Origin of the sequence: Tropicimonas sp. TH_r6, from assembly GCF_033101155.1 — a bacterium.
Lineage (GTDB): Bacteria > Pseudomonadota > Alphaproteobacteria > Rhodobacterales > Rhodobacteraceae > Tropicimonas.
In genome coordinates this window covers 54,035-79,390 of record NZ_JAWMPX010000004.1, presented here as the reverse complement: position 1 = coordinate 79,390, position 25,356 = coordinate 54,035, and the positions used below count along the sequence as shown (strand labels likewise).

Annotated in this window: 26 protein-coding genes; 13 read left to right on the top strand and 13 right to left on the bottom strand. The window is 63.2% G+C overall.

Annotated elements, in window-relative coordinates:
- Positions 1 to 14: 14 nt before the first annotated feature.
- The 3 genes from R3X27_RS05845 to R3X27_RS05835 form a co-directional block, all read right to left on the bottom strand.
- Positions 15 to 1,892 (bottom strand): TRAP transporter fused permease subunit, encoded by a 1,878-nt coding sequence (locus R3X27_RS05845; protein WP_317707894.1) that lies wholly within the window; start codon positions 1,890 to 1,892, stop codon positions 15 to 17.
- A gap of 69 nt (positions 1,893 to 1,961) precedes the next feature.
- Positions 1,962 to 2,888: a TAXI family TRAP transporter solute-binding subunit gene (locus R3X27_RS05840; protein WP_317707893.1), complete on the bottom strand. Its 927-nt coding sequence runs from the start codon at positions 2,886 to 2,888 to the stop codon at positions 1,962 to 1,964.
- Positions 2,889 to 2,992: 104 nt separating this feature from the next.
- Positions 2,993 to 4,369, bottom strand: a complete 1,377-nt coding sequence (locus R3X27_RS05835) for a hypothetical protein (RefSeq protein ID WP_317707892.1) — start codon at positions 4,367 to 4,369, stop codon at positions 2,993 to 2,995.
- 92 nt (positions 4,370 to 4,461) lie between these two features.
- On the opposite strand from R3X27_RS05835, the gene R3X27_RS05830 reads away from it, so the two are divergent.
- Complete coding sequence (locus R3X27_RS05830; RefSeq protein ID WP_317707891.1) at positions 4,462 to 5,097, top strand: cupin domain-containing protein; 636 nt, start codon at positions 4,462 to 4,464, stop codon at positions 5,095 to 5,097.
- On the opposite strand, the gene R3X27_RS05825 is transcribed toward R3X27_RS05830, so the two are convergent.
- From R3X27_RS05825 to R3X27_RS05805, 5 genes are all read right to left on the bottom strand, one after another.
- Positions 5,085 to 5,573, bottom strand: a complete 489-nt coding sequence (locus R3X27_RS05825) for a heme-binding protein (RefSeq protein WP_317707890.1) — start codon at positions 5,571 to 5,573, stop codon at positions 5,085 to 5,087. The two genes, R3X27_RS05830 and R3X27_RS05825, sit on opposite strands and share 13 nt — an antisense overlap.
- Positions 5,574 to 5,583: 10 nt before the next feature.
- Positions 5,584 to 6,906: a TRAP transporter large permease gene (locus tag R3X27_RS05820; protein WP_317707889.1), complete on the bottom strand. Its 1,323-nt coding sequence runs from the start codon at positions 6,904 to 6,906 to the stop codon at positions 5,584 to 5,586.
- Positions 6,903 to 7,532 carry a TRAP transporter small permease gene (locus R3X27_RS05815; protein ID WP_317707888.1) on the bottom strand — a complete coding sequence of 210 codons (630 nt, stop codon included), beginning with the start codon at positions 7,530 to 7,532 and terminating at the stop codon, positions 6,903 to 6,905. Before R3X27_RS05815 ends, R3X27_RS05820 begins: the two co-directional genes overlap by 4 nt.
- Positions 7,533 to 7,586: 54 nt before the next feature.
- Positions 7,587 to 8,621, bottom strand: a complete 1,035-nt coding sequence (locus R3X27_RS05810; protein WP_317707887.1) for a C4-dicarboxylate ABC transporter substrate-binding protein — start codon at positions 8,619 to 8,621, stop codon at positions 7,587 to 7,589.
- Positions 8,622 to 8,880: 259 nt separating this feature from the next.
- Positions 8,881 to 9,900 (bottom strand): hypothetical protein, encoded by a 1,020-nt coding sequence (locus tag R3X27_RS05805; protein ID WP_317707886.1) that lies wholly within the window; start codon positions 9,898 to 9,900, stop codon positions 8,881 to 8,883.
- 265 nt (positions 9,901 to 10,165) lie between these two features.
- Here R3X27_RS05805 and R3X27_RS05800 point away from each other — a divergent pair, with 265 nt between their 5' ends.
- Positions 10,166 to 10,870: a Hint domain-containing protein gene (locus tag R3X27_RS05800; RefSeq protein WP_317707885.1), complete on the top strand. Its 705-nt coding sequence runs from the start codon at positions 10,166 to 10,168 to the stop codon at positions 10,868 to 10,870.
- Positions 10,871 to 10,935: 65 nt separating this feature from the next.
- Here the strand turns inward: R3X27_RS05800 and R3X27_RS05795 are convergent, their stop codons facing one another.
- Genes R3X27_RS05795 through R3X27_RS05785 form a run of 3 tightly spaced genes read right to left on the bottom strand, consistent with a single transcriptional unit; the run spans position 10,936 to position 12,529 of the window.
- Positions 10,936 to 11,172 (bottom strand): thioredoxin family protein, encoded by a 237-nt coding sequence (locus R3X27_RS05795; protein ID WP_317707884.1) that lies wholly within the window; start codon positions 11,170 to 11,172, stop codon positions 10,936 to 10,938.
- A gap of 11 nt (positions 11,173 to 11,183) precedes the next feature.
- Positions 11,184 to 12,245, bottom strand: coding sequence for a permease (locus tag R3X27_RS05790; protein ID WP_317707883.1), 1,062 nt, complete (start codon positions 12,243 to 12,245; stop codon positions 11,184 to 11,186).
- The gene (locus R3X27_RS05785; protein WP_317707882.1) at positions 12,242 to 12,529 is read right to left on the bottom strand and encodes a metalloregulator ArsR/SmtB family transcription factor; all 288 of its coding nucleotides are present in this window, start codon (positions 12,527 to 12,529) and stop codon (positions 12,242 to 12,244) included. The genes R3X27_RS05790 and R3X27_RS05785 overlap by 4 nt, the downstream gene beginning before the upstream one ends.
- Before the next feature lie 239 nt (positions 12,530 to 12,768).
- Between R3X27_RS05785 and R3X27_RS05780 the strand changes: the two genes are divergently transcribed.
- The 9 genes from R3X27_RS05780 to R3X27_RS05740 all read left to right on the top strand — a co-directional run bounded on the left by R3X27_RS05780 (position 12,769) and on the right by R3X27_RS05740 (position 21,424).
- Positions 12,769 to 13,137, top strand: a complete 369-nt coding sequence (locus R3X27_RS05780) for a MerR family DNA-binding transcriptional regulator (RefSeq protein WP_317707881.1) — start codon at positions 12,769 to 12,771, stop codon at positions 13,135 to 13,137.
- Between the two features lie 223 nt (positions 13,138 to 13,360).
- On the top strand, positions 13,361 to 13,762 hold the full coding sequence (locus R3X27_RS05775; RefSeq protein ID WP_317707880.1) for a MerR family DNA-binding transcriptional regulator: 402 nt from the start codon (positions 13,361 to 13,363) through the stop codon (positions 13,760 to 13,762).
- 31 nt (positions 13,763 to 13,793) lie between these two features.
- On the top strand, positions 13,794 to 15,572 hold the full coding sequence (locus R3X27_RS05770) for an acyl-CoA dehydrogenase C-terminal domain-containing protein (protein WP_317707879.1): 1,779 nt from the start codon (positions 13,794 to 13,796) through the stop codon (positions 15,570 to 15,572).
- A gap of 15 nt (positions 15,573 to 15,587) precedes the next feature.
- Positions 15,588 to 15,800, top strand: coding sequence for a hypothetical protein (locus R3X27_RS05765; RefSeq protein ID WP_317707878.1), 213 nt, complete (start codon positions 15,588 to 15,590; stop codon positions 15,798 to 15,800).
- A 338-nt stretch (positions 15,801 to 16,138) separates the two neighbouring features.
- On the top strand, positions 16,139 to 16,777 hold the full coding sequence (locus R3X27_RS05760; protein ID WP_317707877.1) for a glutathione S-transferase family protein: 639 nt from the start codon (positions 16,139 to 16,141) through the stop codon (positions 16,775 to 16,777).
- 25 nt (positions 16,778 to 16,802) lie between these two features.
- On the top strand, positions 16,803 to 18,014 hold the full coding sequence (locus tag R3X27_RS05755) for an acetyl-CoA C-acetyltransferase (RefSeq protein ID WP_317707876.1): 1,212 nt from the start codon (positions 16,803 to 16,805) through the stop codon (positions 18,012 to 18,014).
- A gap of 34 nt (positions 18,015 to 18,048) precedes the next feature.
- Positions 18,049 to 18,468, top strand: a complete 420-nt coding sequence (locus tag R3X27_RS05750; RefSeq protein WP_317707875.1) for a hypothetical protein — start codon at positions 18,049 to 18,051, stop codon at positions 18,466 to 18,468.
- A gap of 18 nt (positions 18,469 to 18,486) precedes the next feature.
- The gene (locus R3X27_RS05745) at positions 18,487 to 20,685 is read left to right on the top strand and encodes a 3-hydroxyacyl-CoA dehydrogenase NAD-binding domain-containing protein (protein ID WP_317707874.1); all 2,199 of its coding nucleotides are present in this window, start codon (positions 18,487 to 18,489) and stop codon (positions 20,683 to 20,685) included.
- 94 nt (positions 20,686 to 20,779) lie between these two features.
- Positions 20,780 to 21,424 (top strand): hypothetical protein, encoded by a 645-nt coding sequence (locus R3X27_RS05740; RefSeq protein ID WP_317707873.1) that lies wholly within the window; start codon positions 20,780 to 20,782, stop codon positions 21,422 to 21,424.
- 163 nt (positions 21,425 to 21,587) lie between these two features.
- On the opposite strand, the gene R3X27_RS05735 is transcribed toward R3X27_RS05740, so the two are convergent.
- Positions 21,588 to 22,811, bottom strand: a complete 1,224-nt coding sequence (locus R3X27_RS05735) for an MFS transporter (RefSeq protein ID WP_317708055.1) — start codon at positions 22,809 to 22,811, stop codon at positions 21,588 to 21,590.
- Between the two features lie 175 nt (positions 22,812 to 22,986).
- Here R3X27_RS05735 and R3X27_RS05730 point away from each other — a divergent pair, with 175 nt between their 5' ends.
- On the top strand, positions 22,987 to 23,622 hold the full coding sequence (locus R3X27_RS05730; RefSeq protein WP_317707872.1) for a DNA-3-methyladenine glycosylase 2 family protein: 636 nt from the start codon (positions 22,987 to 22,989) through the stop codon (positions 23,620 to 23,622).
- Between the two features lie 97 nt (positions 23,623 to 23,719).
- Here R3X27_RS05730 and R3X27_RS05725 read toward each other — a convergent pair whose 3' ends face one another.
- Positions 23,720 to 24,154 carry a helix-turn-helix transcriptional regulator gene (locus R3X27_RS05725; protein ID WP_317707871.1) on the bottom strand — a complete coding sequence of 145 codons (435 nt, stop codon included), beginning with the start codon at positions 24,152 to 24,154 and terminating at the stop codon, positions 23,720 to 23,722.
- A gap of 190 nt (positions 24,155 to 24,344) precedes the next feature.
- Here R3X27_RS05725 and R3X27_RS05720 point away from each other — a divergent pair, with 190 nt between their 5' ends.
- Positions 24,345 to 25,145 (top strand): glycosyl transferase, encoded by an 801-nt coding sequence (locus R3X27_RS05720; protein ID WP_317707870.1) that lies wholly within the window; start codon positions 24,345 to 24,347, stop codon positions 25,143 to 25,145.
- Positions 25,146 to 25,356: the final 211 nt, after the last annotated feature.

The following is a 25,356-nucleotide window of genomic DNA, read 5'->3' as shown; positions in this document are numbered from 1 at the left end:
GTCTCCTTTGAGTGTCAGGTGGGTCTGGGCGCCGTCATCCGGCCATGGAGCATCAGCCCGGCCAGCAGAAGGGCGCCGATGAGGCCGCTCGCGAGCCCCTGGAACAACAAGCACAGCCCGGCGATCAGAGCGACGAGGCGATGCAGCGGGTCGAGCCGGGCGCGCAGGCAGCCGACAACCCCGACGGCGATGGCGAAGATGCCCGCCGCGCTGGTGAACACCGCCAGGATGTTCTCGACGGCGCTGCCCTGAAGCAGCAGCCCGGGCGCGAAACAGAAAGCGAAGGGCAGCACGAAGCTCGTGGTCGCATAGGCCGCAGCGGTCCAGCCGACCTTGTTGATATTTGCCCCGGCGATGCCGCCGGCAACATAGGCGGCCAGCGCCACCGGCGGCGTGATGGTCGAGATGCAGCCGTAATAGAAGACGAAGAAATGCGCCGTCAGCGCCGGCACGCCCATCTTCACGAGGGCGGGCGCGACGACGGTCGCGAGGATCAGGTAGGCCGCCGTCGTCGGCAGCCCCATGCCGAGGATGATCGAAGTGACCATGGTGAAGAGCAGCGCCAGCAGAAGGCTGCCATGGGACGCGGCGTCGATGAGGATAGCGATCTTGGAGCCGAGCCCGGTGATCCCGAGCGTGCCCGCAATGATGCCGGCGGCGGCGCAGGCGGCGGAAATGGTGATTACCCCGAGGCCGCCATCGGTGATCCCGCCGGTGATCTTGCCCAGCCACTCCCGATCGACGCGGCGCTTCACGAGCAGGTCGACACCCAGCAGCGCGACCATGCCCCAGAGTGAGGCCTTGAAGGGGGAATATCCCACCAGCATGAGCGTGATCAGCGTCGCGAAAGCGCCGATGAAGGGCAACCCGTCAAGCAGGACACGGGCCATTGTGCGCGGGTCGCTTCTATCCTCGGTTTTGGGCTCGATACCGTTCTTGACCCCCTGGAGGTGGACCACGATGAAGGCAGAGCCGAAGAAGAGGAGCGCGGGCAGGAGCGCTGTCAGCATAACCTTCGTGTAGGGCACGCCGACGATCTCGGCCATGATGAAGGCGGCAGCGCCCATGACCGGGGGCATGAGCTGCCCACCGGTCGAAGCGACGGCCTCGATGGCGCCGGCCTGGTGCGGCGCGTAGCCATCGCGTTTCATGACCGGGATGGTGACGGTGCCGGTGACGGCGACATTTCCGGCCGCAGAGCCCGAGACCATGCCGATCAGGGTCGAGAAGAGCACGGCGGATTTGGCGCTGGCCGCGCGCAGGCCACGGGTGAGCCGTACGGAAATCTCGAAGAAGAAGTCGCCCGCACCAAAGCGGGACAACAGCGCTCCGAAGATTGTGAAGGTGATGATATAGGTCGCAGCCACGCCGATCGGGATGCCGTAGACGCCGGCGGTGTCCGTCGTCAGGAAGAGCACGATCCGTTCAAGGCTGTACCCCCGGCCGTTCAGCACACCGGGAAGATAGGGGCTGAGGAACGGGTAGAGGAAGAAGAGCAGCGCGATACAGGCGAGGATCGTTCCGACGGCTCGTCGCGCCGCCTCGAAGACCAGCGCGATGATGATCAGACCCGCGAAATAGTCGCCCGGTTCGGTCATGCCGCCGCTGAAGGCGATGGGCTTCCAGCGGGTCAGCATCCAGGCGCTGGCGCCGATCGTGGCGAGGATCAGCGCGGCGGAGATCATCTTGTTGAGGCGGTTGCCGGCCATCCCCTCCAGCAGCGGGCGCGTGGCAAAGAGCAGACAGAAGGCAAGCAGGACATGGGTCAGCCGCATCGGCATGGTCGAGACCGTCAGCAGCCCGGAGACGACCAGCAAGTGGTAGGTCCCGAGGACGAAGGCGACCAGTCGCACGAGCCCACCCTTCGGGCCCAACCAGGTTTCCGCAAGCATCCTGTTCATCCTGTCCGTGAAAAACGCAAGTAGCGCGGGCCGGGATGGGGCCGGCCCGCGCGGCATGGTTTACTTGTTGAAGTAGCGCGCAGCGCCTTCATGCAGCGGGATCGCAAGCTGGGTCGACATAGCGGGGTCGATCTGCTTGGCATTCGCGTTTTCGGCTTTCAGCTCGTCGAGATGATCGAAGATCGCAGCCGTGATCTTCTCGACAATATCCGCATCCATCGAGCTTGGCGCGATCAGCATGTTGTTCACGCCGATCACCGTGCCCGGCGCCTCGGTGCCATAGACATCGGCCGGAATCTCCACAGCCTGGAAGGCGGAGTTCGCTTCGAGCGCCTTGTCCAGCATCCCGTTGGAGAAGGAGATGAAACGCAGCTTGTTGCCTGCGGCGGCCTGCATCGCGGCGCCGGCCGGATAACCGGACAGCGCGAAGGCGGCGTCGACATTGCCGTCGGCCAGCTGGCTGAACCCGTCCGAATAGGACAGGAAGGACGGCGTCATGTCCTCCAGCGACATGTCATGCAGCGGCAGCAGGAAATTCATGAAGCCGAGCGTGCCGCCGCCAGCCGGACCGACCGCGACGCGCTTGCCCTTGAGGTCCTCGATGGTCTGGATGTCGGACCCGTCCAGCACGATCATGTGCAGCACGCTGGGATGCAGTGCGGCGACGGCGGCGATCTCGATGGGGCCAGTCTTGTAGGGGCCCACACCCTTGGTGGCCAGGACCGCGAGGTTGTTGTTGGTGATGGCAATCTCGACCTCGCCGCTGTCGATCAGCCGGGGATTCTGGACAGATCCGCCGGTCACCACTGGCACCATCGAGATCCCGTCGCCGGCATATTCGTTGACCAGGTTCGAGATCGACTGGCCCATGGGGTAGAACGCACCGCCAAGGCTCGCCGTCCCGATCCGAAGTTCATCGGCCGTGGCCGTGGCTCCGGTCAGCACCAAGGCCGCCACGGCAGCCAGTTGTTTGGTTGCTTTGAACATCGTTTCCTCCCTGTGTTCGCAGGATGGATGTTAAACGATAAAATCTAACTATGCAATTTTTTGTCGATTTTTTTGGACCGAGTGGGAGCTGTCGCTTTCCAGCGTCAAACCAGAACGGCCAGGAGCGCAAGAAAAACCGCATAACACAGAAGGGCATAGCGGCCATTCCAGCGCCAGGTCAGGGTGGTCGGTGGAATTCGGCAGATCGCGGAGACCAGCAGTGTGGCGGTTGCATTGGGCGAGGCCGACATGCTGAGCGCCCAACCGAAGGAGAGAGAATAGACGATCAGCGTCGGGTCGGCCGGCAATTCGGGAAGCCGGTAGACCAGTTCACCGAAGAACACGACGAGCAGGATCGGGCTGAGCGCGATCTGTCCGCCGAGCGTGACGAGGACGGGCAGCGCGGCGAGGAAGAGCCAGGGCGAGAGCGCGGAGAAATCGATCCATTGCGCGATCTGGTCGGTCGGCAGAACCAGCGCGGCGGCGCGGCCTATGAAGCCTGACAGGCCAAGCGTGACCGCCGAACGCAACAGGGAGGGCGTGGCGCGAACGAGGACGCGGCCGAACTCGACTGTGCGCTGCAAGGGCGTGACCTCGGCAAATGGCGCGGCTTGCCATACGAACCAGAGCAGCGTGATCGTCGGCGCCACCAGCATCAGGGCCTGTGCAATCGTGAAGCCGGCAATCGCGGCAAGAACGATCGTCCCCCCGATCAACGCCACGCAAACCAGTGTGACCACGGCGAGGGCACGTCGGGGAGGGGGCAGTCGGTCCGAGAGGGCCGATTGCTCGGCATTGCGCCATTCATAGCGGTCGAGCGCGCGTCCGAGCAGGATCATCATCAGGGCCGTTCCAATCCCAAGAGCGAGCAGGTTGGGCCAGTTCACGCCGGGGAACAGCATGAGGAGAACCGCTTGAGCCAGCGATGTCGGCGCCCAGATCACGAACCAGGAAAACCCGCGCAGCAAGGCCGAGAGCTGCCGGCGTTCAAGGTCGGGATCAATCCGGCCGGCGCAGTCCTGGGCGCCCTTCTGGATCAGGGGCGCCATCAGGCTGACGGCGGCGAAATTGAGCCCCAGCGACAGCGCGTGCCCACCGAAGGCCGTTGCATAATAGCGTCGGCCGCTTGGCTGGTTGGTCAGGAAACGACCAACTTTCCGCACCGAGTCGGATTGCTCGGCGGCTTCTTTAAGGAGCGTGAGTAGGGCGATGAAACTGCCGAAGAAGACCGCGAGATCGAGCGTGGCGAGCAGTTGCGGGCGGCCGTTGGGCTGTTGCAGGAGCGCGATGGTGCAGCCGCAGGCGAGCAGCGCCAGCGCCCATTCCCGCAGCGCGAAGCGAGGCATCGCCGCAATGCACATGCCGACAAAGCCGATCCGGGAGAGCAGCAGGAGTGGGTCCCAGCCCGAGACCAGATGCAGCAGCACCGTGCCCGAGGTGATCGAGAGGGTGCAAAGCGGCAGGGCCCGGGTGAGGCTCATGGGGCGATGCTCAAAAAAACATCGATAAATTCTTTCAATTCGAGATTTTGTCGTGTTATTCATGTCGCAATGCCTGAGCGAGGACCCCGAGAATGCCGAAATTCCATCTGTCCCTTCAACGCGAGACGGCCGAGGCGGGACAGGTCGTGGAAGCGCCGGGCGTTTTCGGGGCGATCTGGCCGGTCACGGGTCGGCTGTCCATCGAGGGAAACGGGACCGATGCGCCGGACGGTACGGAGTTCCTGCAGGGGCGCAAGCATATTCGCGCCGTTGACAGCCCGGCGACCTGGTTGCGCTTCAGCCTGAGTGATGCGGCCCCCGAATCCGCGACACTGCTTCGCTGCGACGAGGTCGATATCGAACAGGAACGCGTTCTTTTGCGCCTGGACACCGTGACCTTTCCGCCCGGCGCCGTTGCCTGGCGCCACGTTCATCCCGGGCCGGGGATCCGGCACCTGCTGCAGGGGGATCTCACGTTGAAGGCGGATGACCACGAGGTCAGGATGCGCGCAGGGGAGAGCTGGTTCGAGGCGGCGCATTCGCCAGTTCGGGCAAATGCCAGCACAGACGCCCCGAAGACGGCTTTCGTCCGCTTCATGATCCTGCCGATTGCCCTTCAGGGACAGCCGAGCATCCAGATCCTTGATTCCGACGATCTTGAGAAGCCGCGCCTCCAGGTGACCCGCCGCTTTATCGATCAGGTCGTCCGCCTGCCTCACGGGCGCTGATCGGAGAGGGCGGAGCCGCGCCAGTCCGGATCGGGCTCGACCGGTTCCGAGACGAAGCCCGCCGCCTTGATCGCCTTGATGGCGCAATACTCGTCCTTCTCGGACGTGTCGCCGCTGATGCCGACCGCTCCGATGGTCACGCCCGCCTCATCCTCGATCAGCACACCGCCGGGGACCGGGATCAAGCGCCCGTCGGAAGCCGTCGCGAGGGCGGATTGAAAACTCGGCCGGGCGGCGAGCCTGTCGCGGATCAGCCGGCTGGAGATCCCCATGCCGAGCGCGCCCCAGGCCTTGCCGAAGGCCACGTCGAAGCGCACGAGGCCCGAGCCATCTTCGCATTTCATCGCGATCATCTTGCCACCGGAATCGAGCACGACAACGGTCATGGGCAGCATGTCTTCGGCACGGGCGCGCCTCAGGGCTTCGTCGACGATCCGGGATGCGGATTCGAGGGGCAGGCTTGCTTGCAGACGCATGGGGACTCCTTCAGTTTCTCATCAGGTCCGGCAACCAGGTGACGATTTCCGGGAAAGCCAGAAGAACCGCGATCGTGATCACATCGGCGACGAAAAAGAGCGCGATACCGCGGAATACATCCGTTAGGGCGATGTCCGGGCGCACGCCGTTCACGACGAAGCAGTTGAGACCGATGGGCGGCGTGATCAGGCAGACCTCGGCCATCTTCACGACGATGATCCCGAACCAGATCGAGTCGAAGCCGAGCGCGGTGACGGCCGGGTAGACCACCGGCAGGGTCAGCAGCAGCATCCCGATGGCGTCCATGAACATGCCGAGCACGGCATAGGCGAGCAGGATGCAGATCATGATGACCATGGGCGGGACATCGAGCGAAACGATCCAGGTCGTGAAGGCTTCGGGCAGGCCGGAGAAGCCGAGGAATCGCACGAAGATCAGCACGCCCCAGATAAGCGAGAAGATCATCACCGTCAGCTTGGCCGATTCCATCAGTGAGCCACGGATCGCGCTGAAGGAAGTGCCGCGCAGCAAAGCGATGCCAAAGACCACAGCAGCGCCGAGCGCGCCGGCTTCGGTGGGGGTGGCCCAGCCGGCATAGATGGCGGATATGATGATGGCGACGACGGCGAAGATCGGCGAGACGCCCGGTAGGGACTTGATCCGGTCGCCCCAGGTATAACCGGTGACGGCGGGGGCGTGCTCGGGTTTGATCATCGCCCAGACGATGATGATGCCGGCATAGATCAGCGCCGAGACGATGCCGGGCAGGAAGCCCGCCAGCAGCAGAGCGCCGACAGATTCCTCGACGATGATGGCGTAGATCACGATGATCGCCGAGGGCGGGATCAGCGTGGCGAGCGTGCCGCCCGCGGCGACAACGCCTGCGGCCATCTTCCGGTCATAGCCGTATTTCAGCATCTCCGGGATGGCGACACGGGAGAAGACGGCGGCTGTTGCCGTGGACGCGCCGGAGACGGCGGCAAACCCGGCGGTGGCGAAGATCGTCGCGACCGCCAGCCCGCCGGGCACCCAGCCGACCCATTTGCGCGCCGCGTCGAAGAGCTGTTGGGTCATGCCGGCATGGAAGGCCAGGAAGCCGATGAAGATGAACATCGGCAGTACCGAGAGCGCGTATGTTGAGGATTTGGAATGCGGGATGGTGCCGACGACCCCGGCCGCCGGCCCCCAGCCGAGCAGTTCGATCAAACCAAACAGACCAACGGTTGCCGCGGCGAAGACCACGCGCACCCCGACAAGGATCAGGCCCATGAGTGCCGCAAGCGCGATCAGACCGACGAGGAAAGGGTCCTCGAAACCGATGCCAAGGATCATGTCCGGCTCTCCCCATCATCGGTCGAAACGCCGCCTGTGGCTTCGTGGATTTCATCCTGTGCCTGCTCCGCGACGTCCTTGACGGTGACCACGGCGACCTTCGCTTTTGACGGATCGAGGAAGAGACGCAGGTAGCCGAAAAGCTGGAGCGCCAGGCGCAGCCACCAGATCGTAAAGGCGATCGGCACGATGAGCTTCGACGGCCAGACCGGAAACTCGGCGTCAATCGTGGTGTCGCCTAGCGTGTAGGAGCGCCAGAAATGGCCGGCGCTGTACCAGATCAGCACCCCGATGATGAACATCGCGACAAGCGTGCCGAAGACCTCCATCGCCCAGAGGTTCCGGCCCCGGACCCGTCCGACAAGCAGTTCCATGCGGATATGCGCGCCAAGTCGCTGGCAATACGCTGCGCCGAGGAAGGCCATGCTGGCCATCGAAAGCTCGACGAGGTCGATATAGCCCGTGATCGGCGTGTTGAAGGCGGTCCTGAGGATGATCTGGGCCACGCCCAGCACCATCAGGAGGAGGATGGCCACCGCCGCCACCATGTTGGCGGCATTCTCGAGCGGCTCCAGCGCCCGGCTGGCTCCCGCAAGCGCCCCGTTTGAATCCGTGCTGTCCGACATGCTTGTTCCTGCTGGTTGAGGGGCGCCACGCGGTCGCGGCGCCCCTGGCCCGAATTACTTCGCGGCGTCTTCGGCATATTGCCAAACGGCGTCGAAGAGACCCTGTGCGTCGAACTTGTCCTGGTTGTCGGCAATCCAGGCGTCCCAGACCGGCTTGCCGGCCTTCTCGCGGAACTCGGCCAGCTGCTCTTCGGAATAGGTCACCTTGGTGAGATTGGCCTCGAACTCGGGCAGGTTCTTCTTGTCCTGCTCGGCATAGGCGGTCTGGGTGACATCCATGACCATGTCGCGCTGGCTCATCAGGAACTCCTGATATTGCGGCGGCAGCGCGTCATAGGCGGTCTTGTTGAAGATCCAGCCGCATTCCGAGGTGCCCGGCGCGAGGTTCGAGGTGAACCAGTCGGCCTCCTCGTTGATCTTGAAGGCGACATGGGCATAGGTGTAGGGGAAGGCCGCCGCGTCGACCGCGCCGCGCTGGAAGGCGGTCGAGGTCTCGCCCGCGGGCAGCGTCTGCTTAACAGCGCCAAGCTTCTCCATCGCCGAGCCGAGTCCGCCGCCTGCGCGCACGCGCATGCCTTCCCAGTCGCTCAGCTCGTTAGGCGCGTCGCCCTTGCCGAGGATCTCGTATTGCGGCAGCAGGCCGGAGACGTAGGGAACCGCGTTCCACTTCTCCATGTCGGCGACGATCGCGGGATGTTCGAACAGCTTCGAGCGCACTTCCTTGTCGACCGCCGGATCGCCCAGCGGCAGGAAGGGCAGCGAGAAGACCATCCAGGCGGGGTTCTTGCCCGGGTGATAGAAGTTGCAGATCGCGGCGCCTTCAAAGGCATTCAGCTTGAGTCCGTCAAGGTTCTCGCGCGCCTGGCTGAGCTGGCCGCCATAGAAGATCTTGATCTGGAAATTGCCATCCGTCTCCTCGGCTGCCTTTTTTGCCATCTCTTCCATCCCGGCAGAAAGCGCCCGCGGGTTGCCCCACATCGATATTTTCCAGAAGACCTTGGGGCCCTCGATATTGGCCGCCACGGCCCCGGTTGCTGAAAGCAGGGTGCAGGCAGCAAGCCCGCCAGCGATCATCTTGCGAAATTTCATGGTGTCCTCCCAGACTGTCACAGGCACGTCTTTGCGTGCGCTGACTCAACGCATAGCATTATTATCGATTTTTTTTCAAATAGTATATTTTTATCGTCACGGCTTCGTAAGAGCCCCGAAGTGTGACGGGGCCGGGGCCTCGTTCCTTTTCTGGAGAACATGCTGGACGCAGGGAGTCCCGGGGCAGAGGAAAGCGCAGGGCGTCGGAAGCAGGCGGTCAAGGGTCGGCGGCGAGACCGGTCTCGTTTGCCTCTCTGCGCTAGTTCCCGCAGATCCCCTGAAGTGCGACCCAGTCGCTGTCCTCCAGCACCGGCTTGCGCTTGCCACCGGCCCGCATGGGGTCCGCCTCGATCAGCCCCAGCACGGTCTCGCCGGTCAGGTCCAGCGCATAGGCATAGGGGGTCGAGGCGACATTGGCGGCGGCGAAGCGGTCGAGCAAGGCGCCATCGGGGATGGTTGCGGGAACGCGGGCCGTGAGGGTCTCGGCATAGGCGCGCAGGGTCTCGTCCTTCAGGTGGCCGGTGGTCAGAAGCCGCAGCGTCGGCACGATTCCCGCCGTTTCCAGCACCGCTTCCAGAGGATCGGTCCTCGCTTGTCGCTCGCTCTCGGCCAGGATGTACCCGGCAACGACATCGGGGCTTTCGTGATCCTCCACCAACGCGCGGTCGAGGAGCATGAGGCCACCGGGCAGTGAAACGATGGAATGGATACCCTCGGGCAGAACCAGCAGGCCGCCCTTGCCCGGCGGCAGCAGGCGGGCATGCAACCGGGCCAGCGCTGCATCCCCGCGGCGGCTGCGGCAAGGGCTGCCGGAGACGCGGCCGATGGCTGTGAAGAGTTGTGTGCCGATTTCGGTGCGCGTGGCCTTGGGGACAACCGAAAGCGTGTGGCGTGTCAGGGCGCCGGGCAGCCAGAGCGTGGCCGCGGCCAGCAGCAGGACGAGGCTGAGGCTCAGCAATACCAACCGCAACCGCCCCTCGCGCGGCCGGGATCGCAGGATCGCGGATCGCACGGTCTCGATCGCCTCGACCATGGCCTCGTCGTCGATCTCCAGCGTTTCGCTGCCCTCGGCTGAGGGCGTGTAGAGCGCCGGCTGTTCGCCGCGATTGATCCGGACGACGGCGGCCAACGACCAGTGACTGAGGGCGCTGCCATTGCGATCGGCAATGACCAGAGACGTGTCGCCAAAGGACACGATCACGTCCTGGCGTTGCTCCTCCGGCAAGGGGCGCCAGACGCCAGGGCATTCCAGCCGGCTGTATTTTGTGAGCGCTGTCATGGGCCTGCTCCGCCTCTTTGACCGTTAGGATAGCCGAGCCGGGGCGCGGGAACAATCATGCGCGTTGTCAAGCCGATTGCGGCAGAATCAGGAAGCCAAATTGCTCGAATGCACGCCGATTTGCCGGTTTTGGTCGCCAATCCGGAAACGATCCGGGCGTAGGTGGCGCATTGGATCCATTTTGAGGCCGCTCGCCCCAAAGTTGTCACTTTGCGGGCGAATTGCTGTCCGTTCGGTTGTGTCTTGTTAACGACGATGAGGAGCGATGCAGGCGCAACTGGGCAAGAGGGAAGACGTGATGTTGGACTGGGCTATCAGGGCGAAGCGGATGGGCGGCAGGCTCGAGGAGTCCGCGCCATCGAAAACGGATCTGCCGAGCGGCCTCGTCGCGGGAACCATGGTGGCGACGATCGAAGGCTGGGTTCCGGTCGAACAGATTTGCGTCGGAGACAAGGTCGTGACCTTCGATGATGGAGCCCGGGAAGTGACCGGGGTGACCCGACGGCTTTTCCCGCTCCGCGAGAATGACGCGGTGCAACCGTTGCTGTCTCTGCCCGTGGGGCTTGTCGGCAATCAGCGTCGGATCCTGCTGCCGGAAGCGCAGGCGATGATCGTCGAGAGTGACTTGGCAGAACAGATACTGGACGATCCTTTCGCGGCCGTGCAAGCCGCTGCGCTCGCGGTGCTTCCCGGCGTGGAGAAGGGGCTGCCGGACGGGCGCGTCGTCGTCGTGACGGTTTCCTTCGAAGAGGACCAGATGATCTTCGTCGAAGGCCAGGCGCTGGCCTATTGCGCGGCCGCGCGCCGGGTCTGCCCGCAATCGTTGGAGGAGGCGATCTGGACCGACACCAACCAGCGTTACACCGTGCTGTCCGGAGAGGAGGCGGAACTCGTCGTTTCCGGGATGCTGCCGCAGGCGCGAAGCCGCGAGGCGCAAGGGCCAACCATCCCCGGACCACAGTTCCTCTGAGCCGTCACACAGTCTGTGCGCCGCCTGCCTGACCGGTTTCGCACGTGCCGCGCCTTGCTCTGAGGTCAGCCTTTCAACCAGCCATCCAGCTTGCCCTCATCGGGCAGCCCGCCGGCGTGGACCAGCTTGCCGTCGACGCTGATGCCTGGGGTGGACATGACGCCCGCCATGGCAATCTCGCGCGGGTCGGTCACCTTTTCGACCTCGACCTCCTCGCCAAGTGCGGCGGCACGGTTGTGGACCATTTCCGCGGTGGTTTCGCAGCGTTTGCAGCCAGGGCCGTAGACCTTGATGGATTTCATGTCGCTTCTCCTCAGAACAGAAGGTTGAACAGGACGCCGACCAGCAGGATGCCGCCGCCGACAACCCCGATGAAGACGGCGATCAGGCGCAGGGTCAGGACCTGACGCAGGATGATCATCTCGGGGAGAGAGAGCGCGATGACGCTCATCATGAAGGCCAGCACCGTGCCGAGGGCTGCGCCCTTGCCGAGCAGCGCCTCGACGATGGGGATGACCCCGGCGGCGTTGGTATACATGGGGATGCCCAGAACAACGGCCGCCGGGACGGACCACCAGGCATCGGCGCCCATGATGCGCACCATCAGCTCTTCGGGCACATATCCGTGGATCAATGCGCCCATGCCGATGCCGAGCAGGATCCAGAGCCAGACCTTTCCGAAGATCTCGCGCACCGCGTCCAGCCCGAGCCGGTAGCGGTGGACCAGGGTGAGCTTTTCGTCCTCCGGTGCATCTATCGCCGAGGCCCCGGCATGGATTTCGCGCACCCAGTCCTGCAACCAGCCCTCGAGGTTCAGCTTGCCGATGACGAAACCCGCCACGATGGCAATCCCGAGACCAAAGACGAGATAGGTCGCCGCGACCTGCCAGCCGACCAGCCCGACAAGCAGCACCAGCGCCACCTCGTTGACCATGGGCGCCGCGATCAGGAAGGAGAAAGTGACGCCCAACGGCACACCTGCCGAGACGAATCCTATGAAGAGCGGCACCGCCGAGCAGGAACAGAAGGGTGTCAGCACGCCGAGCCCGGCGGACATCACATTGCCCACGCCTTCGCGTTTGCCCGAGAGCAGGGCGCGGGTCTTTTCCGGGCTGAAGAAGCTGCGCACGACGCCCATGGCGAAGACGATCAGCGTCAGCAGCATCATGACCTTGGGCACGTCATAGAAGAAGAAGGCCAGTGCTTCGCCCGTGTGGCTGTGCCGCTCCACGGGGAGCCGGGAGACCAGCCATTCGGACAGCGGAATCAACTGCCCATAGATCATCCACCACGCGACCAACGCTGCCACCACGCCCACATGCCAGCTCCAGTCCGGTCGACCTTGCGCCGGACCGGGATGCGTTTCGACACTCATGCCGCGTCCCTTTCTGCGAGAGCTTCAGCCGCCAGAACCGCGTCGATCACGGCGGCAAGCTCTGGGGCGAGATCGGGATGGCGCCGGTACTTGACCCATTGCGCATCCCGGCGGTCGGTGATGATCCCGGCCAGCTTCAGTGTTTTCATATGGCGCGACATCCGGCTCTGCGTCGCGTCGAGCCGCTCCATCAGCTCGCAAACACAGTGTTCGCCGCCATCCCAGACAATCCTGAGCGCGGCGCGGCGGACCGGGTCGGCAAGAGCTGTGAGAAAGGACTGCATCGATTCCTCCGAATGCTTATGCGTCAGGGCGCATATGCGCTCAGCCGAGTGTTTGCGCAAGCACTTTCTTGTCGCAGCCGCGCGCGCGGGGCGATCCGGGATCGCAGGCGGTCTTTCGCCGGTTTTCTTGCAACGACGCCAACGGCATATGCTTTTCTAAAAACTCCCGCTTTCCTGCATTGAACAATGTCCATGACGTGCTTACCCTATCGTCAACGATAATGATGGAGTGCACCGAGGTGTCCGACACCCGCCTGAGCTTCAAAGAGATGTGCGCGAAGTTCGACGTAACCCCGCGCACCCTTCGCTACTATGAATATATCGAACTCCTCCAACCCGAGAAGGAGGGCCGATCGCGTTGGTACACTCCGCGCGAGGTTGCGCGGATGACGTTGATCCTGCGCGGACGCCGCTGGGGATTCAGCCTCGAGGAATTGCGGCAATGGCTGCTGATCTACGAAGAAGAGGGCGTGCGCCCACAGCTTGAGACCTGGGTCGAACTTGCCGACAGCAAGCTTGATGAACTCAACCGCCAGAAGGCCGAGCTGGAAGAAGCGATTCTCGATCTCAAGAAGGTTCGCGACGAGACCGCCGCAAGCCTGACCTAGCGTGGAGAACGATAATCCGATGCCCAAAGCCCCGTTCAACCCGATTGCCAAAGCGCTTCGACCCCTTGGGGCAAAGGGCGCACCGCGATTCTGCCGGCAGTGGCAAGGCGCCATTTCATGACGCAGCGTTTAGCTTACGCGAACGTAAAGCAGGATGTAAGAAGGTCCCGGAACGCAAGTGCCGGGGTCGCATGAGAATCCGCAGCTGCGGAGAGGAAGAAAGATGAGCGACGAAACCACGATGACCATTCGCCAGATGTGCGACACCTACGATGTGACCCCGCGCACATTGCGTTTCTATGAAGCAAAGGAACTGCTGTTTCCGATCCGGCAGGGCACCAAACGGCTGTTTACGCGCCGTGACCGGGCCCGGCTGAAGCTGATCCTGCGCGGCAAGCGCTTCGGTTTCAGCCTGGAGGAGATCCGGCAGCTTCTGGACCTGTATAACGTGGGCGACCAGCAGGCGACGCAGCTTGCCAGGACCTATGAACTGGCAACGCAACGCCTGGCCGACATGGTGCATCAGCGCGAGGAACTCGACGAAGCGATCGACGACCTCAAGCGGCAGCTGGACTGGGGCGCACAGCGCCTCGAGGAGCTGCATGCCAAGGCGGCCGCGGAGTAAACTCGACGACCGATCCCGAGGGAGGACATCCATGCCGAGCTACACGGCTCCTGTGAACGACATTCAGTTCGTCCTGCACACGCTTCTCAAGGCGTCCGCGCAGGATATTCCCGGCTATGACGAGTTGGAGGCGGATTTCACCGCCGCCGTGCTCGAAGAAGCCGGAAAGATCGCCTCCAACGTGATCGCGCCGCTCAACGAGGTCGGTGACAAGGAAGGCTGCGTGCTGGAAAACGGTGTCGTCCGCACCCCCACGGGCTTCAAGGACGCGTTCGAGCAGATGAAGGAAGGCGGCTGGACCGCGCTGGACTGTGACCCTGACTACGGTGGACAGGGCATGCCGGTGATCCTCGGCACCGCTGTTGGCGAGCTGTTCTCCGCGGCGAACCAGGCTTTCACCATGTACCAGGGCCTGACCCATGGCGCCTACTCCGCCATTCATGCCCATGGAACAGATGCGCAGAAGGCGAAGTGGCTGCCGAAGATGGTCTCCTGCGAATGGACCGGCACCATGAACCTGACCGAGCCGCATTGCGGCACAGATCTTGGGTTGATGCGGACCAAGGCGGTCCCGCAGGAAGACGGCAGCTTCAAGGTCACGGGACAGAAGATCTTCATCTCGGCCGGCGATCACGACATGTCCGACAACGTGATCCACCTTGTATTGGCGAAGATCCCCGGCGGTCCGGACGGCATCAAGGGCGTCTCGCTCTTCATTGTTCCGAAATACCTCGTCGATGAAGACGGCAAGGTGGGTGCGTCCAACGGGGTCTCCGTGGGCAAGCTCGAAGAGAAGATGGGCATCCACGGCAACTCGACCTGCGTGATGAATTTCGACGATGCGACAGGCTACCTGCTGGGGCAGGAGCACAAGGGCATGCGGGCGATGTTCACGATGATGAACGAGGCGCGTCTGGGCGTGGCCATGCAGGGCATGGCGCAGGCCGAGGCCGCCTATCAGAACGCGGTGATCTATGCCAAAGACCGCCTGCAGGGTCGCGCCGTTACCGGCACTGAGAACCCGGACGGCCCCGCCGATCCGCTGATCGTGCACCCGGATATTCGCCGGAACCTCATGGACCAGAAGAGTTTCATCGAAGGCGCGCGCGCCTTCATGCTCTGGGGCGCGAATCTGCTCGACAAGTCCCACCGCTCGGGCGACGCGCAAGCCGAGGGTCTGGTCTCGCTGCTGACGCCGGTCCTCAAGGGTTTCCTGACCGACAAGGGTCTCGAGATGACCGTGCAGGCACAGCAAGTCTATGGCGGGCATGGCTATATCGAGGATTCGGGCATGTCCCAATTCGTCCGCGATGCCCGGATCACCCAGATCTACGAGGGCGCCAACGGCGTGCAGGCGCTGGACCTCGTGGGCCGCAAGCTGGCCGCCGAGGGTGGCAAGCCGATCATGGGGTTCTTCGAGATGATCAAGAGCTTCATCAAGGAGAATGAAGGCGACGAAGCGCTGAAAAAGGACTTCCTCGACCCGCTCAAGGCGGCGTCCAAGGATCTTCAGGCCGCCGGCATGTTCTTCATGCAGAACGGCATGACCAACCCGAACGCGGCGCTTTCCGGCTCCTATGACTTCATGCATCTCTTCGGCCATGCCTGTCTCGGGCTGATGTGGGCCCAGATGGGACTGGCGGCGAATGAGGCCTTGGCTTCCGGGATCGGGGATGCAAGATTCTACGAGACGAAACTCGCCACGGGGTGTTATTACATGGCGCGCCAGCTTCCCGCGACCGCCCTGCATCTTGCCCGCATCCAGAGCGGCGCGGAGCCGGTCATGTCGCTGCCCGCGGAAGCGTTTTGATCGGAAGGGAAGACAATGGTCAAACGCCTGCGCTACACGCGGCGGCTCAATATCTCGCTCAACGAGGACGCTTTCCGGCGGCTTCGGAAATTCAGCGAGGAGGCCGGGCTGACGCAGGATGAGGCTCTGGTCTTCCTGTTCGAGAATTTCGGCAGCGTGACGGATGACGAAGCGCTGCCGCACCGGCTTCGCCTGTTCAAGGCGGAGCTGGAGGATCGCAAGAAGTAGTCGCCAATCATAGCGTTTCGCCTTCAACCCGGCATCTTGTATCGGCTTTTGCGTTCAAGGCGCAGCCGAGAGACAGCGAAAGATGGTGCCGTTGCAAGACGAAATGCTTCAACCAGGGAGAGACGCCCGGACCGGGTTTTTCAAACCGTCAGCAGAGACCGGACGACGCCCTGCCTCATCGGCCCCGAGACGAGCCAAGGAGGCAGGACGGATGCGGCCATCGGCTCCCCAGCCTGTACCGCATCCGGTTTCTAGGCCGGGAAGGGTTAACAGATCCTTTCCCGGCACTGCTTTCGCGAAGAAAAACCGAGGGTTCCCGGTGTTCAGGAGGACAAGAAATGACACTGAAACTGCATTGTTTTGGAGAATCCGGGCATTCCTACAAGGCCGCGCTGGCTCTTGAACTGTCGGGGCTGGACTGGGAGCCGGTCTATGTGGACTTCTTCAACGGCGGATCGCGCAGCGAAGACTACCTCGCCAATGTCAACGAGATGGGCGAATGCCCGGCGCTGGTAGACGGCGATCTGACGCTGACGCAATCGGGGGTGATCCTCGACTACCTGAGCGAGAAGACGGGCAAGTTCGGCGGCGCGGATGCGGCTGAGCGGCGCGAGGTGCTGCGTTGGATCCTGTGGGACAATCACAAGATGTCGAGCATGGCCGGCGTGGCACGCTTCCTGCTGAACTTCGTCCCCGAGGAGAAACGCCCGGCCGAGGCAACCGCCTTCATTCAGGGCCGTTTTCTCAATGCCTGCAAACTGTTGGACCGCCACATGACGGGACGTGACTGGGTCGCAGGACGGGACGTCACCAATGCGGATTTCTCCTGCTGCTCCTATCTTTTCTATCCCGAGCCCTTCGGTTTCGACCGTGCGGCCTACCCGAATATCGACGCCTGGCTGGACCGCATCGCGGCGCTTCCGGGCTGGAAACACCCCTATGACCTGATGCCCGGCTCCCCTGCGGACCGCGTGTGAAACCGGGCTTGAGAGAGGACAGATCATGACTGAAGCTTATATCTATGATGCGGTGCGCAGCCCGCGCGGCAAGGGCCGCAAGGACGGCGCGCTGCATGAGGTGACCGCAGCGCGGCTCTCCGCGCTGATGATGAATGCGATCAAGGACCGCAATGGGCTCGACGGGCACTTCGCCGAGGACGTGATCTGGGGCAACGCCACGCAGGTCAAGGAACAGGGCGGCTGCCTTGCACGGACCGCCGTGCTCGCCTCCGATCTCGACGAGCGCATTCCGGGTCTGTCGATCAACCGCTTCTGCGCCTCCGGCATGGAAGCGGTGAATCTCGCAGCAAACCAGATCAAGGGCGGGGCAGGGCAGGCCTATATTGCCGGCGGTGTCGAGATGATGTCTCGCGTGGCGATGGGCTCGGACGGGGCGGCAATTGCCGTCGATCCCTCCATCGCGATGAATGAGTATTTCGTCCCGCAAGGCATCTCCGCCGACATCATCGCCACCGAATACGGCTTCTCCCGCGAGCAGGCCGACGCGCTGGCCGTGGAATCGCAGCGCCGCGCTGCCGAAGCCTGGGCCGACAACCGTTTCGAGAAATCCATCGTTCCTGTGCTCGACCAGAACGGGCTGATCATCCTCGAGCGCGACGAATACATGCGCCCGGGCACCGGAATCGAGGATCTCGCCAGGCTCAACGCGTCCTTCGAGCAGATGGGCAAGGCCATGCCCGGCTTCGACAAGGTCGCGCTGATGAAATACCCGCATCTTGAGGCGATCACCCATATCCACCATGCCGGCAACAGCTCGGGCATCGTGGACGGCTCCGCGGCTGTTCTGGTGGGCAGCAAGGAGTTCGGCGAAGCCAACGGCTTGAAGCCACGCGCCCGCATCCGCGCAACCGCCAAGATCGGGCTCGACCCGACCATCATGCTGACCGGTCCGGTGCCGGTCACCGAGAAGATCCTCGCCGATAGCGGCATGGCGATCAGTGATATCGATCTTTTCGAGGTCAACGAGGCTTTCTCGGCTGTCGTGCTGCGCTTCCTGCAGGCCTTCGAGGTCGATCCGGCGCTGGTCAACGTCAATGGCGGGTCCATCGCAATGGGTCACCCGCTGGGCGCAACCGGTGCTATCATCATCGGGACCCTGCTCGACGAGCTGGAGCGCAGCGGCAAGGAAACCGGCCTTGCCACGCTCTGTGTCGCCTCGGGCATGGGAGCTGCAACCATCATCGAACGGGTCTGACATGTCACTTTCAAGGATCGGCGAACAGGAACTTATGTCCCGGGTTCACAACTTCCTCTCGGAAACCCGCAGGGATATCTCGGCAGGCCGTCTCGAAGCGGTGCTGGCGCGCTATGCCCGTCCGCTGGTCCTTGTGCATGACGGCTTCACAGAGACGCTCGAAGACGAGGAGGCGCTGCGCGGCCATGCGCTACGTGTCGCCGAGCTGTCCGACGACACGCATGAGCCCATCTGGCGACAAGAGATCGCCAATATCCAGGTACTTGACCCCACCCTCCTGGCCGTGACGGCCGAGGTGTACCGGGTCGATATCGGGGCCCACCCGCTGCCGAAAGTGCGCCAGACGCTGGTGCTGCGCCGGCTCGGGGAAACATTCCAGATCGCGGCGATCCTGAACCCGATTCGCCACGACACGCTCAACAGTCCCGCGCCCGAAGAGGGCGGCGGCCAGTAATCCCTCAGGGAGACAGACATGACCGATTTTACCATGAATGTCGGCGCCGACGGCGTCGCCATCATCACCTGGGACACCCAGGGCAAGTCGATGAACGTGATGAACGAGCAGGGTTTCATCGATCTTGACGCGCTGATTGACGAGGTGCTTGCAACTGACGAGATCAAGGGCGCTGTCATCACGTCCGGCAAGAAAGGCAGCTTTGCCGGCGGGATGGACCTCAACATCATCGCGAAGATGAAGGAAAATGCCGGGGACAATCCTGCCAAGGGACTGTTTGACGGCGTGATGAACATGCATGCCATCCTGCGCAAGATCGAGCGCGCCGGGATGGACCCCAAGACCAACAAGGGCGGCAAGCCGATCGCGGCGGCATTGCCGGGAACGGCGCTCGGCATCGGGCTTGAGATTCCGCTCGCCTGCCACCGCATCTTTGCCGCCGACAATCCGAAGGCCAAGATCGGCCTGCCGGAGATCATGGTCGGCATCTTCCCCGGCGCTGGCGGCACCACGCGGCTCTCGCGCAAGCTCGGAGCGATGGGCGCCTCGCCGCTGCTGCTCGAAGGCCGGTTGAACAATCCGAAGAAAGCCAAGATGACCGGTGTGGTCGATGAGGTTGTGGCGCCTGAGGAACTGGTCGAAAAGGCCCGAGAATGGGTGCTGAGCAACCCCAAGATCGTCAAACCATGGGACGAGAAGGGCGAAAAGATCCCCGGCGGCGCGCCCTATCACCCGGCGGGCTTCATGACCTATGTCGGCGCCTCCGCCATGGTCAACGGCAAGACGCAGGGCGTCTACCCGGCCGCAAAGGCGCTGCTCTCGGCGGTCTATGAGGGCGCGCAGGTCGATTTCGACACGGCCATTCGCATCGAATGCCGTTGGTTCGTCAATGTGCTGATGAACCCGTCCTCTTCTGCGATGATCCGGTCGATCTTCATCAACAAGGAAGCGCTGGAGAAAGGCGCGAACCGTCCTGACGTCGAAGACCAAACCGTGTCGAAGGTCGGTGTGCTCGGCGCGGGCATGATGGGCGCGGGCATCACGCTGGTCTCGGCGCAGGCCGGGATTGATGTCGTGCTGCTCGACCAGAGCCTTGAGGCCGCCGAGAAGGGCAAGGCCTATACCGCCGACTATGCCGACAAGGGGATCAAGCGCGGCAAGACCACGCCGGAGAAGAAAGAGGCTCTGCTCTCGAAGATCACCGCGACCAATGACTACAATGATCTGGCCGGCTGCGACCTGATCATCGAGGCGGTCTTCGAGGATGTGGCCGTAAAGGCCGAAGTGACGAAAAAGGTCGAAGAGGTCGTGGGCGCTGATTGCATCTTCGCCACCAACACGTCGACCCTGCCGATCACCGAGCTGGCCAAGGCCAGCAAGCGGCCCGAGCAGTTCATCGGCATCCATTTCTTCTCGCCGGTCGAGAAGATGCTGCTGGTGGAGATCATCAAGGGTGCCGAGACCGGCAGCCGTGCCGTGGCCAAGTCGCTCGACTATGTGCGCCAGATCCGCAAGACGCCGATCGTCGTCAATGACGAACGCTTCTTCTACGCCAATCGCTGCATCCTGCCCTATACCAACGAGGGCATCCGGATGATCAAGGAGGGTGTGAACCCGGCGCTGATCGAGAATGCCGCCAAGCTGGTCGGCATGCCGCTGGGGCCATTGCAGCTCACCGACGAGGTCTCGCTCGATCTCGGTGCCAAGATCGCCAAGGCGACCAAGGCGGCGATGGGCGACGCCTATGACGATGCCAGCGACGACATCGTCTTCGGCATGGTCGAGGCCGGGCGGCTGGGCCGCAAGGCGGGCGCGGGTTTCTATGACTATGACGTCAAGGGCAAGCGGACGGGCCTGTGGAGTGGTCTGGCCGAGCAATACCCGCTGGCCGAGGAGCAGCCGAGCCTGACCGAGGTGCAGCACCGCCTGCTCTTCGTGCAGGTGTTGGAGGCCGTGCGCGCGCTGGAAGAGGGCGTCCTGGAAGATATCCGCGAGGGCGATGTCGGGGCGATCCTCGGCTGGGGCTTCGCGCCCTGGTCCGGTGGGCCGTTCTCCTGGCTCGACATGCTGGGCACGCCCTATGCGGCAGAGCGGACGGCGGAGCTTGCCGAGACCTATGGCGCACGTTTCGCGACGCCAATGCTGCTCAAGGAGATGGGCGAGAAGGGGCAGAGCTTCTACGGCCGGTTCGGGCTGAAGGACGCGGCAGCGGCCTGATCCTTTCCGGATCTCAACGAGATTGGGGCGCGCCTTCGGGCTAAGCATTCCGCCGTAGGGGACATATAGGTGAGACAGTATCAAGGCCCTGCCGATGACAGCCGGTAGGGTCTTGATCTTTTGTGATTTTTTCACGCAATCGTCAGATTTTTCGGGACTGTTGCCCGTAGGAATACTTACGGGCAACACTCAATGGGAAAATACTCTCAAGATTTTCGGTCTCAGAAAAACGGCCAATGTGGACCAGTCAGGTCTTAATAACATCTGCGGCATGCCGATCAGCAGAGACTTCATCAAGCAGGTCTTCTTCACAATTGACAGGGTCCTGCACTCACCCAGCAAGGGAAAACTCATAGATCCCGACAGTGAAGATCAGATCTTCGCGCGGATGACACTGGGGGATTTGTCAAGACTCATGGTCACTGGCTGGAGAAAATGTCGGGGGGTGTTCAGGCCGGACAATGAACTTGGCTTTGCGCTGGACAAAAGTGCTTTCCAAACGCGCATCAAGTTGGTGCGCGATGCCAGGAACGAAGTTTTTCACAGCAATCCTATCCGAAATCGGACGAAGGTGTTTGCCGCTGCAGAAGTTCTTCTGGACGCCCTCGACATCCATCTCGGGGACTTCGATGCTGACCTGAAGTCGTCGACATATGTCCGTGCGCCAGCCGCAACCAGTCGAACCGATCGGCATCGCATTCCGGCTCGGGAACTTCCCAGGATCAAGCCGCTGGGGTGAGCCGCTACATGAGCAAGGTCAAATATGTCGTGCGCGAGCGAGATGGGCCGGTTTCGGGCCACATCTCATTTCTCACTAACCTATGTCCCCTACGGCGGAATGCTTAGGCCTTCGGGGGCACCCTTTTTCATGTGAGCTGGGGCCGTGATACCGCAGGAGTGGCCTAGTCCTTCGGGCGCAGGGTCAGCCAGATCAACGCGCCGCCGGCCAAGGCAAGGAAGGGCGCCATGGCGAGGTTGACCGATACCCAGCCGGTTTGGGTGTCGCCACCCGAGCAATTCATCAGCCCGCCCGAGACCATGGAGGCGACGGCGACGCACCCGAAGACCAGGAAGTCGTTCATCCCCTGCACCCGGCCGCGTTCCTCCGGCGAATGGGCCTGGGAGAGCATGGTCGTGGCGCCGATGAAGCCGAAGTTCCAACCAACCCCAAGCAACATGAGGGCGATGAAGAAATTCGCAAGATCGACGCCCTGCAGCGCCACCGCGCCGGCCGTGGCAAGGATGAGAAGGCCGGTCGAGACGATGGCCTTGACGCCGAAACGTGCGATCAGGTGACCGGTGATGAAGGAGGGCGCGAACATGGCGAGCACATGGGCGGTGACGACGAAGCCCGCCGTTTCCGTCTCGAAGCCGCAGCCGACCACCGCGAGCGGGGTCGAGGTCATGACGAGATTCATCAGCGCATAGGAGACCATGGCGACGATGATCGCGACGAGGATATTCGGGTCCGAGAGCAATTCGCGGCGGCTCCGCCCGGTGGGCATGCCGGCGACGGGGCGGGGCGGTGTCGGGATGTCGAGGAAAAGGAACAGCCCCATGCCGAGGATGTTAATGGCGATGGCGGCGAAATAGGTGCCGAGAAATGGGATGACGAACATATCGGCGAGGCTGGTGCCAAGCGTCGGGCCGATCACGGCGGAGACCAGCCCGCCGGCCAGCACATAGGAGATCGCCTTTGGGCGGAACTCTTCGGAGGCCGTGTCGGCGGCGGCGAAGCGGTAGAAGCCCTGAGCCGAGACATAGATACCTGTGAAATAGGAGCCGAGCATAAAGAGCCCGAAGCTTCCTTTCCAGAGCGCATACGCGGAGATCGAGGCACCGATGACGCCACCGATGCCGCCGATGAAGAAGCCGGTACGGCGGCCGAGCAGTTGCATGGCAGAGGAAAGCCACGGCGCGGTGGTCATGGTGCCGATGACGATCAGCGAGATCGGCAGCGTGGCGAGGCAGACATTTGGTGCAAGCATGCCGCCGGCGAGCCCGGCGACGGTGTAGATCATCGCGACCTGGCTGCCGAGGATGGCCTGGGCGGCGACAAGGATTATCACGTTGCGCTTCGCGCGGGCGTCCTGTGCGGCGGGGGATATGCTGGGCGTCTCTTCCATCGCGATCCGCTTTGCCCGGCTTTGCGGCGCGAGGCAAGGGCGCAGGGATGCACGTTTGCGCATGTTCCGGGCTTTGCGTGTCGGGCGGTGACAGATAGGTTTGATCGGTGGCGCCGTCCCGTGTTGGCGCCGAGGGAGAAGATCGTCTTGAAGCAGGGCTTTGCCGGGATGCGCGATGCGTGAAATTGGCCGGATCATCGAGGGGCAGGAGTGCGTGGCCGAAGGCGCGGCCTGGCTGGCGGCGCGGGAGCCGCGTTTCGCGGTTGCGCTGACGCAGACCGGACCGCTGCCGCTGCGGCTGCGCAAGGACGGTTTCGAAGCGCTGCTGTCGGCGATCGTCAGCCAGCAGGTCTCGGTGGCTTCGGCGACTGCGATCTGGGCGCGGCTGAAGGCGGCGCGGCTGACCGGTCCGCGCAAGATCGGCTGGGCCAGCGAGGAGGATCTGCGTGGCTGCGGCCTGAGTCGCCCAAAGATCCGCTACGCGAAGGCGCTGGCGGCGGCGCGGCTCGACTATGCCGCCCTGCGGGAAACGCCGGAAGCGGAGCTTGTCGCCTTGCTGACGGATGTTCCGGGGATCGGCCGCTGGACGGCGGAGATCTACGCGATGTTCTCGCTCGGGCGGGCGGATGTCTTCGCCCCGGGGGATCTTGCCTTGCAGGAATCCGCGCGGGTTCTGTTCGCATTGGACGGGCGGCCGAGCGAGGCGGCGTTGCGTGAGATGGCAGAAGCCTGGTCTCCCTGGCGCAGCGTGGCGGCGCGCCTGCTCTGGGCCTATTACCGCGTGGCGACAACGCGCGAGGGGATACGCTAGGCGTTCAGGCTCCGAGCAACGGTTGGAGAAAGCGCGCAAGCGGCCTGCGCCATCCATGAAACCGTGCCCAGCGGAGCAAGCCAGATCTCCGTGGACGTCAAACCAGCCCGAATTCCACCGCCCGGATCGCGGCCGTGGTCCGGTCTGCCGTGTTGAGCTTTCGGAAAATCCGACGGTTATGTGTGTCGACCGTATGGCGGGAGATGCCGAGGATCTCGCCGATCACAGCATTGCTTTTGCCAAGGGCAATCCAGCGCAGAACTTCATGTTCTCGCGGGCTCAGGAGCGGCGCTTCAGCTTTGAGCGGGAGGGAGTCGCACAGCTGGGACGCGATCTGTTCGAGGCGATCCGCGATCTGCATGAGCTTTCCGGATAGCGGCGTTCCGTTGTCGCCACGCTGAACCTCCCCGCGCAAATGCGCGAGCGTGTCGCTGAGCTGCTGCAATTCCGCGCCCAACCGGGCCCGGTCGCCCCCGGCCCCCGGGAACTGAGGAGTGGGCGAGCAGGGTGAAGGAGCGATCTGGTTGGTCATGGCGGGGTTCCCGGACGTGGCGGCCCGAAAGTCGGGTCGCATCAATTTGATAGTAAATTGCTTTCATTCAGCGATATGGGGGTCCAGAAGCAATTTGCAACCATAGTGCAATCGAATTCGGCGCCGCCTGCGGTTTTCTGCTCTGGCGAGCCGGCGGGCTTCACGCTAGAGCGGGGCAAAGGAGAGGCGCATGGCCATGGCCAATGTCATTTGCATCAAATGGGGCAGCCTGTTCGGGCCGGAATATGTCAACCGGCTCTATTCGGGTGCCCGACGGAACCTGACCGACGAGGTCCGCTTCTTCTGCATGACCGAAGATGCGGAGGGGTTGCATCCGGATATCGAGCTGCTGGATCTGCCCCGCGAACCCTATCTGGAAAAGATGGACGCCGCGCTGTCGGTCGCCAATCGGCAGGGGGCGATGCGCAAGGTCAGCTTGTTCCGCCCGGGACTGATTCCGGATCTCGAAGGCCCGATCCTCGGCTTCGACCTCGACGTGGTCATCACCGGAAATCTCGACGACCTGCTGTTTTTCGAACCGGGCAAGGTGGCGATGCGCGCGGATTGGGTCGAGGCGCGGCGCGGCCGGAAGACGGGACATGGATCGGTCTTCCGCTATGACCCGGCGCTGCATGGCTGGCTCTATGACACTCTGGCCGCCGATCCGACGGGCGAGGTGGAGAAGGCGCGTGGCTCGGAGCAACGCTACACCTCTATCATCGCGCAGGAGCGCGGAGAATTCGCCTATCTGCCGCCCGACCAGGTCGTGAGTTTCAAGCATGGCTGCCTGCATCTGCCGCCGATGAATTATGTCCGGGAGCCGCGCCTGCCGGAAGCGGCGCGGGTGGTCTGTTTCCACGGCAGGCCGAAGATGAGCGAGGCCGTGGAAGGCTATCACGGCTCGGTCATTCGTCACACGCTGCCCTGCTCCTGGCTTCGGGAGCACTGGATCGAACGGGCGCGGGAGGATCTGGGCCCGGACTGGGGATAAGGTCTTGTGGACCGGTCCGCTCTCCGCCGTGGCAGGATGAGGTTTCAACGGTTGCCGAACAGCGGGCCGGACCTTCCGTCTTGATCCGATGCCAATCCGCGCCCAGCCCGGTGCCACAAACGCTTCGAAATGCTGGCACCACATCCGGAAATCGTGATCATTGGAGCGGCGTTCGGCCACCCGCCCGGCGTTGAACTCTCGCACCACATGT